Origin of the sequence: Paraflavitalea pollutisoli (genome assembly GCF_029360705.1) — a bacterium.
GTDB lineage: Bacteria > Bacteroidota > Bacteroidia > Chitinophagales > Chitinophagaceae > Paraflavitalea > Paraflavitalea pollutisoli.
Map to the genome: position 1 here is coordinate 964,601 of NZ_JARKMX010000008.1, position 17,868 is coordinate 982,468.

Below are 17,868 nucleotides of genomic sequence, written 5' to 3' on the forward strand. Positions count from 1 at the left end.
GCAGTTGTAATGATTATGGTTGATAGCTTGTATTGTTCGCATCGATCTGCCAGCTATGGTCATAGAAACCAGCCATCTCCAGCTTACCTGCTCCGCTGTGCAGCATCTCCAGGTTAAAGATCATGAAATCCGGGAATCCACTGGCACCGGCAAAATACTGGTTGGCCGATGCTGCCTGCATTCCCTTCACGCCCGTACCCCCGATCAGGGCTACCGATGCTACAGCGGAGTTTTTCAACGGCCACACGATATAGGCACCATGGTCATCACCCTGCCAGCGTTTGTCGCCAGCCGTGACCTGGTTGCGGTCCACCTGGATGGGACAATCGGCCAGCAAGGTAGCATACGCGCCATTGGTCGACTTGTTGCCATACAGGATCACGCCACGGTCCTTGTATTTTTCCGGTGAATAGTCTTTGTCTGCAATGATATCTACGGCACCATTGCCGCGGTAGTACCAGGTTTCGGCATCGAAGATCGCCTTCTCCAGGCTCCAGGCATTTTCTACTCGATTGCCGGTAGTGCCATAGATGAATACCATGCGGTGGTTGAACGCTTCCTTCAACGTTCCATAGCGTTGTGGCAGCTTCTGCCTGGCGCCGGGATGTGTGGTGATCGTCCAGTTGTTATCCTGATGCAACATTGTGATACTGTCCTGCGACACTTGGGTCGTGTAGTTGAGCTGCTTGCCATCGAGGGTGATGGTGAGCGCCGTGCCGGGAGCAAATTCGGCGAGGTTGAACGTCAGCAACCGTACATTATCGGTGGTGCCGGTGATGGTGCGGGCGGCACGATCCCTGCGCAGCTGGATGCGGCTATACGCCAAGGCCTGCTGTTGTTGCTGGATGGTCGCCCAGCGGAAGCTGGCCGATATACCAGGACTTGCCGTCATGAAGTCGATGGTATTGGCACTGCTATCGGGCAGGCGGCGGTGCCACTGGAAGAAATCGAACAGGGGTTTCCAGTCTACACTGTGGTCGCCAAACCAATGGCTGCCACCAGGGTATTCATAATAACTCATGTCGGGATGAAACCCGCCGAGTTGTTGCCGCATCTGCCGGGCATAGGTCACCGGTACGGTCCTGTCGTCGTCGCCATGGAAAATGTATACGCCGTGTGCTTTGTAGTTGGTAGCCAGTTTCGGTACATCACTTTGGTTACCGGCACGAAGCAGCAATTGCTCGAGCGGGTTACCACTGCTGTCGGGGATTAAACCGTCAGCAGAACCATACCCTTTCATCGTGGGGTAACCGGCGCAGGGCGCTATGGCGGCCCAGAGGTCGGGATAGGTAACACCGAGAAACCAGGTACCATGGCCCCCCATCGAGTGACCGGTGAGGTAAACGTTTTGCGGGTTGGGTTGAAAGCGTTGTTTGGCGATGCCCAATACTTCAAGTGCATCGAGGCGGCCCCAGTCTTCCCAGTTGAAGCCACGTGGGCGGCGATTAGTAGCTGCCACGAGGGTGCCCCAGTCTTTGGGTTTATAGGCACGCGCCTGGTTGATGGCTTCCACGCCGGCGCCGTGCACACTCAGGAATAAAGCGCTGTTGGCGGTCGGTGTGGTAGACTGCGGCGTGACCGAATAATATTGTAAGCTGCCATCGATGGCGCTGGTGAAGGTGGTATTGTACTGTTCTCCCGCATTCACGGCTTCGATCATCACCGGTCGCGCATCGACGATGCGTGCTTTGTTGAGGAGGATTATGTTGCAGGCATATTTGCCTTTGGCGTTGATGGCACTGCCATCGAAGTGGAAAGGCACTTTACGGCTGCTGAGCGCCGGAATATCCGGCACGGCAATTTTCGCTTCTTTGCCAGCCAGCTGACTGGTAATGGTCAAGCCTTTCAGCGGCTGACTGGTGCTGTTGACCACCACGATCGCGCCTTGTTGCACGCCTGCCTGCAGGCCGGGAACGATAAAGGGCAAGGTAGGATCGTCGATGTTGAGCAATACCGGTTTTTCCGGAAACGTAAGGCTGGCCACGGCGCTGGCACCGCGCACATAGAATTCATTCAGGCCTTTTTTAAGTGCCACGGGAATGTACAGATAGCCCATGTTGTAGGCATCGCCGGTATGCTGGGCACCATTGACGAATACGCCGCTGTTGCCACGGATATTGAGCAAGGCATTTTGTGCTTTGGGCGACTCATACGTGAGGTAGATGTAGGCACCACCGGCTCCTAACCCACCGCGCAGGGCGCCGGGGGTTACGCCGGGTCCGGCAGGTGCGCCTCCCCTTCCGGGACCACCCCGTACCCGCAGGCGGTTGGTACTGTCAGCGTCGATGGGCATCCACACGATGGCCTGGCCACGATCGGTGCGGCCAATGGTATCGCCTTCTACCGGCGTTTTCATCGTGCCGCTGTAGAGGCGGTAAGCCAGCTCATCGCTGTACACGGCTTCACGGCCGTAGCGGCTGGGCAGGTTGGCGATCAATCCTTTTTTGAAAAATACTTCCTGGGCATGGGTTGCCGTAGCAGCCAGGAGCGGGCAAACGAGCAATAGGGTTCCAATGGTTCTTTTCATCATGCAGGGACTGTGTCGATTGAGTCAGTAAAAAGCTACAATTTATCGAATTAAATGGTTAGAAATGAACAACTACTGTATCAAAACCGAACAGTAATAAAAGTTTGTCAATTACAATATCCTGAAAACCATGGCCGTAAAATGTGCCACTATTTTTGATTAATAAAGCCAAACGCGTACTGTTTATGTTTAAGAATTATTTCAAAACCGCTTTCCGGAATTTTCGCCGCAACAAGGTGTACTCCCTGATCAACGTGCTGGGGTTGAGTATCGGCCTGGCCTGCGGCATGCTGATCATCCTGTATGTGAAAGATGAGTTGAGTTACGACCGCTTTCATGAGCAGGCTGCCGACATTTACCGCATCGGCAACAAACGGGTCAAAGCCGACGGCACGCTGGACGGCGTCGGTGGCTGGACGGGTTACTTCCAGGGTCCGCGGTTTACCGCGCAGATCCCGGAGATCAAATCATTTACCCGCGTTCAAAACTACACCCGCGATATCCAGATCGGCCAGGACATCAAATCGCAACCGATCCACTTCGTCGATTCCAATTTCTTTTCGGTATTCACCTTTCCGCTGCTGAGCGGCAATCCAGCTACCGCTTTACTCGATCCGCATTCGGTGGTCATTACGGAAGACATTGCCATCCGACAGTTCGGCACCAGCGATGCGCTGGGCAAGCAGATCCTGTTCAAAGAAAACAAAACCCTCGTTCCCTATATCGTGACCGGTGTAGCCAGGACAACACCGGAAAACTCGTCCCTGAAGTTCAACATGTTGCTGCGACTCAAAGTGTCGAAAGAAGACGAAGCGCAGAACATGAACTGGATGAATTTCTTCCTCAACACGTTTGTCGTGCTGCAACCCGGCGCGAACATCAAAACGGTGGAAGCGAAGATGAAACAGGTGTATGAGACCGAAGCCAAAGAAACCATTGCCTTTGTCGCGAAAGAATACGGTGAAACAGGCACCACTACCTACAACCTGCAATCCCTGCTGGGTATGCACTTGAATACGGAGTACCGGGCCGACAACGGGCTGGTGGATGCCAGCAACCCGACCTATTCTTATATCCTGTCGGGTATTGCCTTGTTCATACTCCTCATTGCCTGTATCAATTTCGTGAACCTGACGGTGGCGCGCTCCATCAAGCGGGCTAAAGAGATCGGTATCCGCAAGGTGATCGGTGGTGAACGCCGCCAGCTCATCTGGCAGTTCCTGGGCGAGTCTTTTTTCCTATGCCTCGTGGCCTTTATCGTAGCGGTAGGACTGGTACAATTGGTGTTACCCCTGTTCAACCAATTGGCCAATAAATCGCTGGCACTCTCTTACCTGTTCGATGTACAGCTGATCACCGGCTACATCGGATTATTCCTGATCACCAGCCTACTGGCAGGCTTCTATCCTTCGCTGGTCTTGTCTTCGTACAACCCGGTGCAGACTTTGTACAGCCGCTTTGCGCTGGCCGGCAAGAATTACCTGCAAAAAAGCCTGGTGGTATTGCAGTTCTCCCTGGCTTCTTTCCTGATCATCGGCACCATCGCGATCTATGCACAATTCAACCTGCTTACCCACAGGCAGCTGGGTTATGACGATCGGAATCTGCTGGCGTTGGATATACCCAACCTCAAAGGGCCCGAGGCTAATGTGCTGGCCTATGAGTTGAAGAAAATACCAGGTATCGGGTCGATCGCTCTGAAGAATAGTGGTGGCTGGGCTTCTGTAGCACACGTAAAAGGTGACCAGGAGGTCAAGTTTGCCTATGAAACCATCGATGAGCACTATTTCCCGGATCTCAAGATCCACTTGCTACGCGGGCGTAATTTTTCTGCCGCCTATCCGTCCGACTCTACCCGGGCAGTGGTGGTGAATGAGGCATTTATTAAATCAGCCGGCTGGGCCGACGGTGTTGGGGAGGTGGTCGACTTTTGGTACAACAAGGATAAATACACCATCATCGGTGTGGTGAAGGACTACCATTATGAATCGCTCACCAAGATCATCGAACCGCAACTGTTTACCATGAAACCTTCGCATGGCTATGGCCGGGCTTTTATCCGAATACAGCCTGGCAAAGAAACGGCCGTGCTGGAGCAACTGGGACAGATGATGAAACAGCGCTATCCCCTGTCGCCTTTTGTGTATAAATTCAAAGATGATGAGAACCGCGCTCAGTATGAATCGGAAGCACGCTGGAAGAACATTGTATTGTTTGGCGCCGTGCTGACCATTTTTGTATCCTGCATTGGCTTGTTTGGCTTGTCGGTATTATCGGCCGAGAAACGTACCAAGGAGATTGGTATCCGTAAAGTGCTGGGAGCTTCGGTGAGCCATGTGGTAACGATCCTCTCCCGCGATTTCCTCAAGCTGGTAGCCATCGCGCTGGTGCTGGCCATTCCGGCTGCGTGGATCGTGGCCAATCAATGGCTGGAAAATTATCCTTACCGCATTCATATGAGCTGGTGGATGTTTGCCCTGGCGGGCGTGCTGGTCATCCTGGTGGCGTTGGGCACCATCAGCTTCAATGCGATCAAGGCAGCGATTGCCAACCCCGTCCGCAGCCTGCGATCGGAATAAGATAAAAAAACCGGCATGGAGCGATTCCATGCCGGTTTAATTCTTTGTGGGTTACTCTTCTTCGCCTTCCTCTTCTTCCAGCCAATCCATGTATTCGGCGTACCAATCTCCCAACTCGTCGAGCAGGGCCTGGAGACCTACCTGGTCGTTCTGAAAGAATCCCGCTACATCGTCGATCTCCTCTACAATATCGATGTGTGCATTTTCGTCGTCGTCATCCACCCGCTGCGCAATGAAACGTGGCTCCTGGGTGTGTAAGATGTACTCGTTGTCTGGATCCGTAACCGGATCGTCTGCGATCATGAACTTAGGTAATGCCATAATTAAAAGGTATTGAAACCAAAGGTACTACGTAAAACGAATATCGCTGATCAAAAATGGTAATGGATTAAAAACGGGCCATGAAACGGTTCTGGTAGTCGTTGATGAGGGCATACATGGATTTGAAACGGCCCTGGCCGTCGTTGCAATCTTCGCCATTGATGGCTTTACATTTTTCATTGAGCTCATCGATAAACCGGATCAGGTGTTCGTTGAAGGCTTTTTTACGATTGTCCAGACCGGCAACCTCCAATTGGCGGAGATGTACTTCCATTCTTTCTTCGGCGTACTGGCGTAGTTCGAGTACTTCGGTAAGCGTTTGTTGCATACAGGTGGTTTTGTGTGATCAGGAATGCTTGTTGACTTGGTTTTCGAATGGCTGGGCACCCTGCGTCATTTGTTCCATGGACGATTTGGGACTGCCGTTGCCATTACCGTTTCCGATAATCAGGTTCTGCGTTGGATAAGCAAAGCGGATGCCTTCTTTTTCGAAAGTCTTGATCATATCGAAATTGATGGCCTGCTGCCTGTCCATATACATATTGTAATCGGGACTAATGACGAAATACACCACTTCGAAATTGTAGCTGAAGTCGCCAAATGACAAGAGGTGTGCGCGGTCGAAGGTGGTATCGGGCTGTGCTTCGATCGCTTTTTTCACAATGCCAGGAATCTTCTCTAGCTTATCCATGGGCGTAGCATAACTGATGCGGAAAGTGAATACCAGCCGGCGCTTGTCCATGCGTTTGTAGTTGTGTACACGCGAATTGGTAAGGTCGGTATTGGAGAAGATCAATTGTTCGCCACTGAGCGAGCGAATACGGGTGGTTTTTATACCCACATACTCCACAGTACCAAGCTTATCGCCGGTGATGACGAAGTCGCCGATCTCGAATGGCTTATCGAAAAATATCACGAAATAGCTGAAGAGGTCGCCGAGAATGGCTTGCGTAGCGAGCGCAATGGCTACACCACCGATGCCCAGGCCAGTAATGATCGTCGTGATATTATACCCCAGGTTGTCGACCAGGAAGAGGATACCGATCACCCAAATGAGGATATTGACCAGCACCACGATGCCCCGCGCCTGTTTTTTGCGGCCATCCTGTCCCGTATGCGCCCCTACATATGAATTAATAAAATAAGAAATAGTAGAAGCGATCATCCTGACGATGAAGTAGGTACTGATAAATAGGATGACCACATCGGCGACCCGGTCTGCCTTGGGTGACAGCTGGAGGGTTTGCACCCCAAAATAGATCCCCAACAGGTAGAGGTACGGGACCAGGAATCGATCGATCAGGCTGATAATGAAGTCGTCGAAGGTGGTATTGGTGTGTTTGGCCCAGGCCCGCAATTGGTTGAGTACGAGTTTGCGGGCAATCCTCAACCCCACTAAAGTAACGACAATGATACCTACGGCTATTGCCCAGTCTTTCAGGGTGTTGCCCAGAAAGACCTGACTCCAGAAGTGTTCCATACATGCAAAATTTGTGGTTCCCCAATGGCAAGCGTAGTCGTTCCTTTACGTTCTCCTACTCACTGGTAAAAATTGTGCCATCAACGCACGTACAAAACGGGCACTTTCGCCTGGTGCAGGATGCGCTGGCTAAATGGGCCCACGAAGAATTGTTTGTTGACCACATCCACGGCAGGCGATAATACAATGAGATCAGCCTGCATTCTGTCGGCCCGGTCGAGTATCTCCCGGGATATATGTTTGTGTTCGCTGAGGTGCAGCGACAGGGTAAATGCTCCTTTTTTAGTGCCTGCGTTGAGACGATTGCGCAGCAGCTCCAGCGCATGGCCTTCTACTGGATCGCGGTCGATGGACAATCCAAATATCTCGATGTTCGCGCCTTGCTCGCTGCCCAGTGCGCGTACAAATTCAAATCGCTTTTGGCTGCCAAAGCCGGTGCGCAGGGGAAACAGGATATTGCTGAATCCGGGCCATTTGCTGCCTTCGGGCACAATGAGCACGGGGCAGTTGGCGTATTTCACGGCGTAGTATGCACTGGACCCTATGAACCCTTCCCGCATGCCCGAGGCGCCATGGGCGCCCAATACAAGGAGATCGGCATGCAGGTCGAGAGCCGTTTTCACGATAGAGGGGCCAGCCGAGCCTGTGTGCACAGCAGCGTTGGCCGGTATGCCGTGTTTCTGCTGCACGCCGCCGGCAATGGCATCGGCCACACTGCGTACGTGATCGTTGATCAGCAAAGGGGCTTTGTCCATGTACAACTCATCGGTCTCCTGCACATGTACCACCTGCAGGCGACTATGGTTCTGTTTGGCGATGAATCCGGCACTTTCCAATGCGTTGAGCGAAGCTTCACTGTAATCAGTCGGCACCACCACCTGCCTGATCACGCTCATGATAAGGAGGCTGGATTTCGTACAATAAATCGGTTCACCATGCTGCTGTTATTTTGCCCTTACTGTTGATCTTTTCCGTTTGGCGGGTACCTCTACCTGCGCCTTCTCCAATTCTCTTCTGAGCTCGATGTTTTCGGACATCAGCGAATCGTTTTCCAAAATCAACGCCCTGTTCCTGACCTGGTAGTGCGTGCTTTGTTTAAACAGGCAACCACTCAGGCTCAGCAAGCCAATAATGACCACGAACAGGAATAAGGAATAATTGAATTTCATACCCGTTGTCTTAACAACGGCAAATTGCCTGACGGGAATTAAGCGGTGCTTAGTTTGACATTAGAATTATATTAGAATTGGGCAGCAGGCAGTACAATACGGAATACAGAGCCCTCACCAGGCTTCGATTGTACCTCGATATCGCCTTTGTGGATCTTGATGATGCGGTGTGCCAGGGAGAGGCCCAGGCCAAAGCCACTTTCGGGCCCGGTATGGTCTACGCGGTAAAAAGGCTGGAAGATGTATTTCATGGCCGATTCGGGAATACCGATGCCTTTATCGGCAATGGTAATCGTCAATTTACGGTCGGCTGCATCGAGGTGAATAGCCGCTTTGTGATCATCGGAGTATTTGCAGGCATTAATCACGATGTTGCGTACGGCCAGTGACAGCAGTTCGGGATTGCCGATCACGATCAGCGCTTCTTCTTCCGGGGGCATTTCACCAAATGCTATCGAAGCGCTGTAATCGGGATTGAGCTTATTGACTTCGGCCGGCAGTTCGAGTAGTATCTCGTCTACACGCACTTGCTGAATGGAGATGCCGCCGGGGTCGCCGGAAGCCTGGGCAAATTCCAGCAGAGTTTGCGTCAATTTACCGAGGTGGCGTACATCCTGGTACACACTACCCATCACGGCACGGTATTTATCGGCTTCGCGATCGCGGGACAGTGACACTTCGAGCTGACTGGAGATGGAGGTAAGTGGCGTAGATAATTCGTGCGAAGCGTTGGCGATAAAACGCCGTTGCAGGTCAAAGCTTTCCTGGAGGCGGTTGAGCAGTTCATTGATCGTTGTAGACAGGTAATACCATTCGTCTCTGGAAGGACCTTCTTTGATGCGGCGGGTAAGGTCTTGTGCTGAGATCTCCTGGATATCGTCGGCGATCTTTTTAATGGGTTGCAACAGACGGCCGGAGAATACAAAGCCTGCCAGGAAGGCAATGATGCTACCACCGATGAAGCAGGTCCAAAGGATGTTCTGCAACTGGTGCAGCTTGTTCAGCCCCAGTTCATCGTAGGCGGCTGCTACCACCACTACACGCAGATTGGTGTCGACATGGTGATAAGCCACCGCTTCCTTGTTGCCGATGCGGAAAAACACACGCCCTTTCACCCGGGCATCGTCCAGTATCCTGCTATCGACGGATAAAGTATCCTCGGGTTCTTCGCTGTAGCTATAAATCTTTTGCCCTTTGTAGTTGTAGGCTTGCAGGGATTTGTCTTGCAGGGCCATCATGGTGGAGGAGTCGAGTACGCGCAGCTGTTCGGCATCGAAATAAGAGGGATGCGCCAGGAGGCGGGCGCGGGTAATCGCACGGTTCACGAGGCGCAGGTGCACATCTTTCTTGCGCTGGTCGCGCGAGAAATAGTACACGGAGCCGCATACCAGCCCCAGGATGAGCAGTACGATCGTTCCAAACAAGAGGGTTATCCGCAGTCTTACGGGCATCGGGTTAGCTTTCTTTTAAGATGTATCCCATACCTACCTGGGTCTGTATCAGTTTCTGGTCGTATTTGCGGTCGATCTTGTTGCGCAGGTAATTGATGTATACATCGATCACATTGGTATTGGTATCGAAGTCGATCTCCCACACGTTGACGGCGATGTCGGCACGCGACACCACGCGGTTCTTGTTGCGCAACAGGTATTCGAGCAACTGAAACTCCTTCATGGTGAGGGTAATGTTATTGCCGGCCCGGATCACCTCTTTTTTATCGAGGTCCATGGTGAGGTCGGCAGCGCTCAGCACATTGCCGACGGGCAATTGCTGGTTCATGGTACGCTTCAGCAACACCCGTATCTTGAGCAGGAGTTCTTTAAACTCGAAGGGCTTCACGAGGTAATCATCGGCCCCGGCATCATACCCTTCCATCTTATCATTGAGCCGGCCGAGGGAGGTTAGCATGATGACGGGTACGTGGGCGTTGCGGGCACGGATGATCTTACAGAGATCGTAGCCATTGATGCCGGGCAGGTTGATGTCGAGGATCACGAGGTTGAAATCGTGGGCCAGGAACAATCGTTCGCCAATCTTGCCGTCATAAGCCACTTCTACGTGGTAACCGTTTTCTGCAAGGCCGCTTTTCAGCGTGTCTGCGATCTTGTGTTCGTCTTCTACGATCAGTATTTTTCTTTCTTCCATAGGCTTCGACAACTCTTTTTACAATACTAAGGTACGGTCAAAAACGGGAACCCGATTGCGGGCCGGGCCGGGGAGGGCCCTTTCGGGGCCTGCTGAGCCACTGGGATACAGGGTTTTACGGCAGTGCCGGGTTTAATTCTAATATTTTTCTAATGAGAGACTAATAGGTCACTAATTCGCCGGGGCTAAGTTGTGGGCCACAATAGCGAACTCATGAAAAAGACTTACTTACTGATCGGTGGACTTTGTGTGTCGGCGGCGCTGACGGCTCAAAGTTTGCCCGACGCCAAACAGTTTATCTACCACGAACGGTATGAAAGTGCGAAATCAGCGCTACACGGTGTATTAAAATCAGAGGCGAACAATGCGGAAGCCTGGTATCAATTATCACAAGCCTACCTGCCCCTGAAGCAGGTGCAGCCGCTGGCAGATACACTGCAACTGGCGCCTGCCACTGTCAAGGAACAAGCTATTTACAAGGTAGCGGCCGGACAGCTTCTGCTGGCGCAGAACAAGGGGGATGAAGCCAAGGCGCTGTTTGACCAGGCGATTGGTGATGGTCGTAAAAAAGATGCGGCTATTTTGCTGGCCGTAGCCAATGCGTATGTAAGCGAAAAGAACGGCGATGCCAATGCGGCGCTGCTGGTGCTCAACCAGGGTGGTAAAAAGGACATCGAGTCACCTGCCTTCAATGTGGTGCGGGGTAATGCTTACCGCAAGCTGGCCAATGGTACGGAAGCGTACCGCGCTTACCAGGCGGCCTTGAATGAAGAAGGCAAGAATGCTGAAGCGCTGTTCCAGATGGGCAAGATCTTCGTGGCGCAGAAGAATGCAGAGAGCTATACAGACTATTTCAATAAGACCTTAGCGGCCGATCCCCTGTATGCACCGGCGCTCTACGAGCTGTATTACGATGCTTATTTCAAGGATGGAGCAAAGGCGTTGGATTATTTCCGTCAATACCTGGCGGTGAGTGATTTCAGTGCCGACAATCACTTCCAGTTGATCGACCTGTTGTACATCAATAAAAAGTATGACTCGGCCATTGCCATGGCGAAGTCAACACTCGCTTCCCTCCCACCCGATGCGATGCCGCGCCTGCACAAGCTGCTGGCGTATAGCTATGCGGGTTCTACAGATACGGCCAGTGCCTTGACGTCGATGAAAACTTATTTCGGTACCGCGCACGATAGTGCGATTGCCATTAAGGATTATGAACTGATGGCCAACCTGTACAATGCTACGCCCGGTATGGAAGATTCGGCGCTGGTGTTTTACCAAACGGCGGTGACCAAAGTCACCGACTCGGCGGCTTTGTATGCCTACTACCGCCAATTGGCCGACCTGTACAAGGAGCGGAAAGATCCTGCCAACGAGGCGATCTGGTTGGGCAAGTATTATGCGGGTAATGAAAGGGCCACCAACCTCGATTTGTTCAACTGGGGTATTGCCCATGTGAAGGCACAGCAGTACCATGAGGCGGATACGGTGTTTGGCGCTTATATCGCCAAGTATCCGGAGCAGAGCTTTGGTTATTACTGGCGTGCCCGGGCCAATTCAATGAAGGATTCGGCGATGGAGAAAGGATTGGCGATCCCGCATTATGAAACGCTGGTGGCGATGCTGGAGAAAGACAGTGCCAATGCGACCGCTACTACGAAGAAGTGGCTGGTAGAGAGCTACGGTTATATTGCCGCGTATGAAACCAACCAGGAGAAGGATTATGCCGAAGCCATCGAGCATTTGCAGAAGGTGCTGGAGATCGATCCGGCCAATAAGGATGCGGCGAATTATATCACCATCCTTGAGAAAAAGCTTAGTCTAGATAGTAAAGACAAAGACAATTCCACTAATAAATAAAATAGGTTTCTGGTTTATCCAAGCCAGTTTTTTCTTGACTGTTGATTTCTTGCACGCCGGGGGTTGTCAAGCCTCCGGCATTTTTATGTGCGCTATCGAAGGTTAGCGTGATCTCGATCACCCCACGCCAGCCCCACACAAATCACGCCAATCACGAAAAAGGCGATCACGAGGGGCCAGATGCCGTGTACCATCGCGCCGCTGATGAAGGAACCCAGGGCGGAGCCTACAAAGAAGAACAGCGTGCCGTAAACGGAGGATGCCATGCCGGCCAGGTCACCCAGGGGCTCCATAGCCAGGGCGCTGCTATTGGGCTCGATGGCGAGGTTGATGCCAAGAATGAGTGCTACTGCCACAAAGAAGATGAACATGGGAGGCGGATCGCCGGCCACCAGGGTGCAGACGAAGAATAAGGCTGCCACACTCGTGTACAACAGCAATAGCCACCTCACGGTTTTCTTAGCGCCGTAACGGATCGATAGCCGGGCATTGGTCAGCGTAGCTACCGACATCATTAATCCGATGCCGGCAAAGACCCAGGCAAACAGTGTCGGCCGTCCATAGATCTCGCCAATGATCCGCTCCGAACTTGACACATAAGCGCTCAGGGCCGTAAACAGCAGGGTGGTGATCGTCGTATACCGCAGGAAAACGCGGTTGGCCAGCACTTTCCGGATCCCCTGCCCTACATTCTTCCAATTCAGCGAAAGCCGATTTTGCGGGTCCAGGGACTCTTCCAGCCGCAAAGACCACACAAACACCACCACCGCAAACAGCGGCGGCGTAATGAACACCCACTGCCAGGAAGCGACAGACAGGATGGCGATGCCGAGAAACGGCGCATAGATGGGTGTAAAGAGGAAGATCGTCAGGATGAGCGACATGGTGCGGGCCATCTGATCGCCGACGAATCGATCACGCACACCGGCAATGGTGGTAGTAAATACGGCGGAAGCACCTATGCCGGCCAGGAACCGCGCTGCAAACATCACCGGCATACTGGGTGCAAAGGTGGCTGCCACACCCCCAATGATGTACAACGGAAACCCGATTCGCAGGATCGGCAGGCGACCATACCGGTCGCTCAGGATGCCAAAGAGTAGCTGGGCCACCTGCCCCATAAAGAAAAAGGTGATGATCTGTGCCGTAGCTGTAGACTGTGGCGGCAAACCAAAATGTTGCCGTACTGCGGCGAAGGCGGGTAACATGATATCGATACCGAGCGCGGTCAGCATCATGGTACAGGCGGACAGGGCGATGAATTCACCCGATCTCATTTTTTGTCTGGAAGCCACGGCCATGGTCATAGTCAAACGTTAAGGTGCACAAATCTACGGGCTGGCTGGTTCCTGCGGGCGGGGCTAATCAGACAATCAAACGGGGCGATTGGGACAAATCGCGCAGCGTTCCTGTTGCCGATAAAAAAGGGACCACCCTTGCGGACAGTCCCAACTATGCATGAACCATGTTTAAGTCAATGTTATTCTACCACTACGACCCTACCCACCAGCTGTGCTTTGTTGACGTATACGAGATAGCTTCCCGGCAGTAATTGCGTGGTAGGCACGGTGACGCTGGATTGGCTGCCGTTGTACCGGCTGTGCCATACGCGCTTGCCCGCCAGATTGAAAATAGCAATCTCCTGCAACGCTTTACCAGTAACCACGAGCTGACTACCACGCCTCACCGGGTTGGGCACCAACCGGACAGCATCGACCGCTTGCAAACCTACCCTGGCCGTTTTGCTGTAAGCCGATTGTCCATCCAGGTCGACTTGTTTCAGCCGGTAGTACAAGGTCTTTGCGTTGAGCAGTGCGGCTCCCGCGTGGCGGAACTGGTAGTTGCCAGGCGCCGGGGTGACACCACTCCCTTTCACTGAACCAATCATAGTAAAGCTGATGCCGTCTGTAGAGTATTCCACTTCGAAGCGGTCGTTGCCTACCTCCTGGGCCGTTTGCCAGCTCACCAGTACATCCGCCTGCTGCAGTTCGGCCAAAACCTGTGTAAAGGTAACCGGCAAGGCAGCCAACCAATTCAGGGTATAGGTGACAGGCAGAGACGTCATGCCGGCAGCATCGTGGTAACTGAACGAAAAAGAAGTACTGTAAGCGGTGGCCGCCGGTATACCAAATGCTACCTGCAACAAAGCGGGATTGAAACCGGTTATAACCTGCCCGGCCGTTACGGCCACATTGTTGTAGTATAGGATCGTATTGGTGGGTAGTTGGTTGATCACGATGGTAGCGCCTGTACCCAATGGTCCATCCTCGGCATCGGTAGCTGCGGGGGCAGGGGGATTACCGCCTGCCCCGTCGAGTGTGAGGCGCACATTCAATCCTTGCGTAGGTATGGTGGGGTTGGCTGTTGTGGCGACGGGTGGACGCTCCACACCAAAATTGACCGTTGCGTTGACTCCCGTTATACTTACGGAGAAATGGCCGTCCGGCAAGGCGTCGCCGGCGCCGGCACTTCCTTCCCCCGTGTATACCCATCCGGCAGGCAGCACCACCAACGGTGCTTGTTGACCGATGGTGCCGAGGTTGGTACTGAGTTGAACGGAATAATCGCCTGCTACGATTCCGGTAACGGCATAAGCACCACTAACCGTATTGACGGTTGTGGTCGCCACGATCAGTCCGTTGACGTCTACCACATTAACATACAATTGCAGTCCCGTATAGGCCACCCCATCGATGAGGCTATTGACAGCACCATTGGCATCGTTGAACACATTGCCCGTGATATCTGCAGCATCGGCGATGGTGTAGGTATTGGCCGTGGTACCGGTCACACAGCCACCGGTAACAGGTATGGCCACGCCTACGGGCGCCTGTAGCTGCAGCAGGATCGTTTCTGCCGGCTCGGCCAGGCCATCCGTTACAATTTGCAGGTAAGGGGCCAGGCTGATGCCCGTGGCCGCTGTACCATCGTAAACACCTGCGGGGATGGTCACGACGAGTGGCCCTGCTGCCGGCGTTGTCGTATAATCGACACCCCGAGTGGCAGTACCCCCGGTAATATTGACCTGCACGGTGGCCGGCAGGGTTACCGTACCGTTGACGAGCAGCCGGGGCAGGTTGGCCGTCGGAATACTTTCCGGGCCGAAGCTGGCTGCAGCGCTCAACGTTACCAGGGCCGACAGCGGTACGAGTGATACATCATCCATCAGGTTGCCTACCGATACATTGCCTGTGGAGGTACTGACGGCGCGGAAAGAAAAGATGACGGTGAGCGGTGCACCGGTGGTATTGGTCCAGGTGCCGGTGTATTGTGTCCAGCCGGCGGCCTCGGGCACTTGTGTAGTGACTGTTGTTGTGGCAGGCTGCAATACGTTACTGGTATGGGTAGAGCCGGCGGTATTGCCGTCGGTAAACTCGGCTACGTCGGTGCCGTTGATGACCATGCGCATCACATCGACCCCGTCGCGGCCACGGTGGGCAAATGACCAGGTGAAGGACTCGCCCGGCAACACGCAAATAGGCTGTTGGCTTAGCGATCCATTGGTATAAGCATTCAACTCTACAAAATAGGTACCCTGGTTAGCCGCCACCCCTAAAAAGTTATTGGACCAAAACTCCATGAAGCTTCCGTTGCTGGGATCGTTGAAAGGAGCTGTATTGCTGAACATAGCAACGGCTTCCGACGTACTCCATCCATTCACGGCTGCTTCGTGGATGTTGGAATTGGTATTGGCTGCGCCGGCGTAGCCTTGTTCAAAATTACCATTGGAGAATCCACGTTGCGGTACGATGCTGCTGCGAAACACTTCGATCTCCGCCAGTTCCAGCGGCTCATCGTTCAGCGCCATAATGCGCACATACCGGGCCGGATGAATGCCCACATTGAAGGTACGAGCGGTATAATCGGGGCCCAGGGTAGCACCCGCTGCGCCAGGTATGGTGCCACCAAACACGGCGCTTGTCGTGACCGAGCCTGGGGCAGTATAGATCAGCCGGTTGTACCTGGAAACGGTAAGCGCATTACCGACATAAGAAGCAGGATTATCGCCGAGACTTCCGGGGCCGAGTGCATCCCGCCAGGTCATGATCAGGAAACGGCGGCCACGGTTGTGGTTGGAGGGATTGGCGGTGATACGGATGTTTTCGATAATGGATTCAGTGCCCAGGTCAATCTGGAACCATTCAGTACCCGGATTGGCGATGGCGTTGGCGGTGCCGGCTACGGTAGTGGCATTGCCATCGGTGAGGTTGGCAGCGGGTGTTGCTGCGACGATACTTGAAGATGTTACCGGCCTGCCCAGCGCCACGTTGATCTGGGCTTTTACGGGCATACTGAACAGAACGAACAGCAAGGCAAAGAGGCTGACGGACCGCCGGCAGCGTTTACCGATAAGACGACACAGCGGACTTGCTTTCATATGTTGGTGACATTGGTTACTTTCCAAGAGCCATGGCTTATGGCGTGGCAAAGGCATGCATGCTAACCGGCGTGAACCTTTGGTTCGCCACAAAAGAAAAGGATGACCTGTTACGGGAACGCTATGAAAGGATGGAAAAGAATAAGGAGCTGACACAAATATAGATGATGCATGTGAATTATATATTTTCTCTGCTGGATTGCCTGGCATGCCATCGCTATTGCAATAATACCCGAATCGATCCTGGACTTCACACAGCCTATCCATTGCCTGCACATGCTCTACACATTGCCTGAACGCTCTCTGACAGGAAGGCCATTTCACTAAGGGGTGTAGGCCATGTGTAGGCAGTATCCAGGCCAGCAACGGGCCGTTGTCAGTCAGCGTCGGCATGATCGCACGAAGGTTGACAGTAGGTATGTTGGTAGCTGTTATCATATACATCAAGTTTGATAACACAAAACTGGGGCAAACAGGAAGGGATTTCTACCGAGGTTTGCCGACTCGGGTAAAATTTATATTGGCCGGTTGACAGGCTTTAAAGAGCGATGTAAACCTTTCATCCGGGCGAGCGGGTAAAGCCGCAGCAACCTCCTATAAATAATACGGCAAATAAACTACCGAGTCGGTAAATTTTATTGCTGCATCAATGCTTCAGGTATCGATAAAAAAAAGGCCCATCGGGTGGATGCGGCCATCACATTAGTTTTCCCAGCTGAACGATATTGATACAGAACCTAAGCAAGTAATTACGGTTTAAGGAAGGCAGAGCCCTGCCTGATCCATGGCTTTACTTCGGCAAATAATGGCCGGTGATAGGCACATGAATAAAACTCAATGGACGTACGCCATCGAATAAACTTTCATGACCGTTTAGGGCCGTTTTGTCCGAAATGTCCGCGCGGAGTTTTGTTATTGACGGGTGGCTTTGTGGAGGATGGTGTTAATGATGCTGATGAGCCGCAATCGGCCAATTGGAGAATGATCAATAGACCCAGCAGGTATTTAAAGGGTTTCATAGGGCTGTGCGCATGAGGGGAGCGCCGGGTAAATAACGATGAGCGGAGGAGATTATTGCGGTGGCTGGTAGTGGCGATTCCTATACTCCCTCTTCAGTAGAAATCATTTTAACGAAGACCAGGATGGCCACTCAATAGTTGGCAGGGCTGTTTTTGCGCGAAAAACGGCTGATTTGGTTGAGAACGCTATTATCATACACTATCCTGGGAGTATCTATGCTATATCCATACAATATCCATGCAATATCCTGCTGTTTGATACCCTTGTTTTGTACTGAAAAAACTTAATTGGCGGGTAAAACACCTGAATGTTCTCCTTATTGCCAGGATACAAAGATCGGGCTACTTGTTCGATTGAGAAAATAGAGGCTGTCCGGAACTGGTCAAATT

The 17,868-nt window shown here is 52.7% G+C and carries 12 protein-coding genes; 2 read left to right on the plus strand and 10 right to left on the minus strand.

Annotation, left to right across the window (positions count from 1 at the left end; all coding sequences use genetic code 11):
* Positions 1-13: 13 nt before the first annotated feature.
* Entirely contained in the window at positions 14-2,530 is a 2,517-nt protein-coding gene (locus P2W70_RS17845) for a carboxylesterase family protein (protein WP_276482863.1), read from the minus strand.
* A gap of 182 nt (positions 2,531-2,712) precedes the next feature.
* Between P2W70_RS17845 and P2W70_RS17850 the strand changes: the two genes are divergently transcribed.
* A complete protein-coding gene (locus P2W70_RS17850; RefSeq protein ID WP_276482864.1) occupies positions 2,713-5,106 on the plus strand; it encodes an ABC transporter permease in 2,394 nt (797 codons plus the stop codon).
* A gap of 51 nt (positions 5,107-5,157) precedes the next feature.
* On the opposite strand, the gene P2W70_RS17855 is transcribed toward P2W70_RS17850, so the two are convergent.
* The 7 genes from P2W70_RS17855 to P2W70_RS17885 form a co-directional block, all read right to left on the minus strand.
* Positions 5,158-5,427 (minus strand): hypothetical protein, encoded by a 270-nt coding sequence (locus P2W70_RS17855; RefSeq protein ID WP_276482865.1) that lies wholly within the window; start codon positions 5,425-5,427, stop codon positions 5,158-5,160.
* A 67-nt stretch (positions 5,428-5,494) separates the two neighbouring features.
* Complete coding sequence (locus P2W70_RS17860; protein WP_276482866.1) at positions 5,495-5,755, minus strand: hypothetical protein; 261 nt, start codon at positions 5,753-5,755, stop codon at positions 5,495-5,497.
* An 18-nt stretch (positions 5,756-5,773) separates the two neighbouring features.
* Complete coding sequence (locus tag P2W70_RS17865) at positions 5,774-6,907, minus strand: mechanosensitive ion channel family protein (RefSeq protein WP_276482867.1); 1,134 nt, start codon at positions 6,905-6,907, stop codon at positions 5,774-5,776.
* 80 nt (positions 6,908-6,987) lie between these two features.
* Positions 6,988-7,803, minus strand: coding sequence for a universal stress protein (locus P2W70_RS17870; RefSeq protein WP_276482868.1), 816 nt, complete (start codon positions 7,801-7,803; stop codon positions 6,988-6,990).
* A 48-nt stretch (positions 7,804-7,851) separates the two neighbouring features.
* Positions 7,852-8,076: a hypothetical protein gene (locus P2W70_RS17875; protein ID WP_276482869.1), complete on the minus strand. Its 225-nt coding sequence runs from the start codon at positions 8,074-8,076 to the stop codon at positions 7,852-7,854.
* Between the two features lie 71 nt (positions 8,077-8,147).
* Complete coding sequence (locus tag P2W70_RS17880; RefSeq protein ID WP_276482870.1) at positions 8,148-9,527, minus strand: HAMP domain-containing sensor histidine kinase; 1,380 nt, start codon at positions 9,525-9,527, stop codon at positions 8,148-8,150.
* 4 nt (positions 9,528-9,531) lie between these two features.
* Positions 9,532-10,221, minus strand: coding sequence for a response regulator transcription factor (locus P2W70_RS17885; protein ID WP_276482871.1), 690 nt, complete (start codon positions 10,219-10,221; stop codon positions 9,532-9,534).
* 213 nt (positions 10,222-10,434) lie between these two features.
* Between P2W70_RS17885 and P2W70_RS17890 the strand changes: the two genes are divergently transcribed.
* Complete coding sequence (locus P2W70_RS17890; RefSeq protein WP_276482872.1) at positions 10,435-12,081, plus strand: tetratricopeptide repeat protein; 1,647 nt, start codon at positions 10,435-10,437, stop codon at positions 12,079-12,081.
* A 92-nt stretch (positions 12,082-12,173) separates the two neighbouring features.
* Here the strand turns inward: P2W70_RS17890 and P2W70_RS17895 are convergent, their stop codons facing one another.
* Complete coding sequence (locus P2W70_RS17895) at positions 12,174-13,388, minus strand: MFS transporter (RefSeq protein WP_276482873.1); 1,215 nt, start codon at positions 13,386-13,388, stop codon at positions 12,174-12,176.
* Between the two features lie 173 nt (positions 13,389-13,561).
* The gene (locus P2W70_RS17900) at positions 13,562-16,459 is read right to left on the minus strand and encodes a T9SS type A sorting domain-containing protein (RefSeq protein WP_276482874.1); all 2,898 of its coding nucleotides are present in this window, start codon (positions 16,457-16,459) and stop codon (positions 13,562-13,564) included.
* Between the last annotated feature and the right edge of the window lie 1,409 nt (positions 16,460-17,868).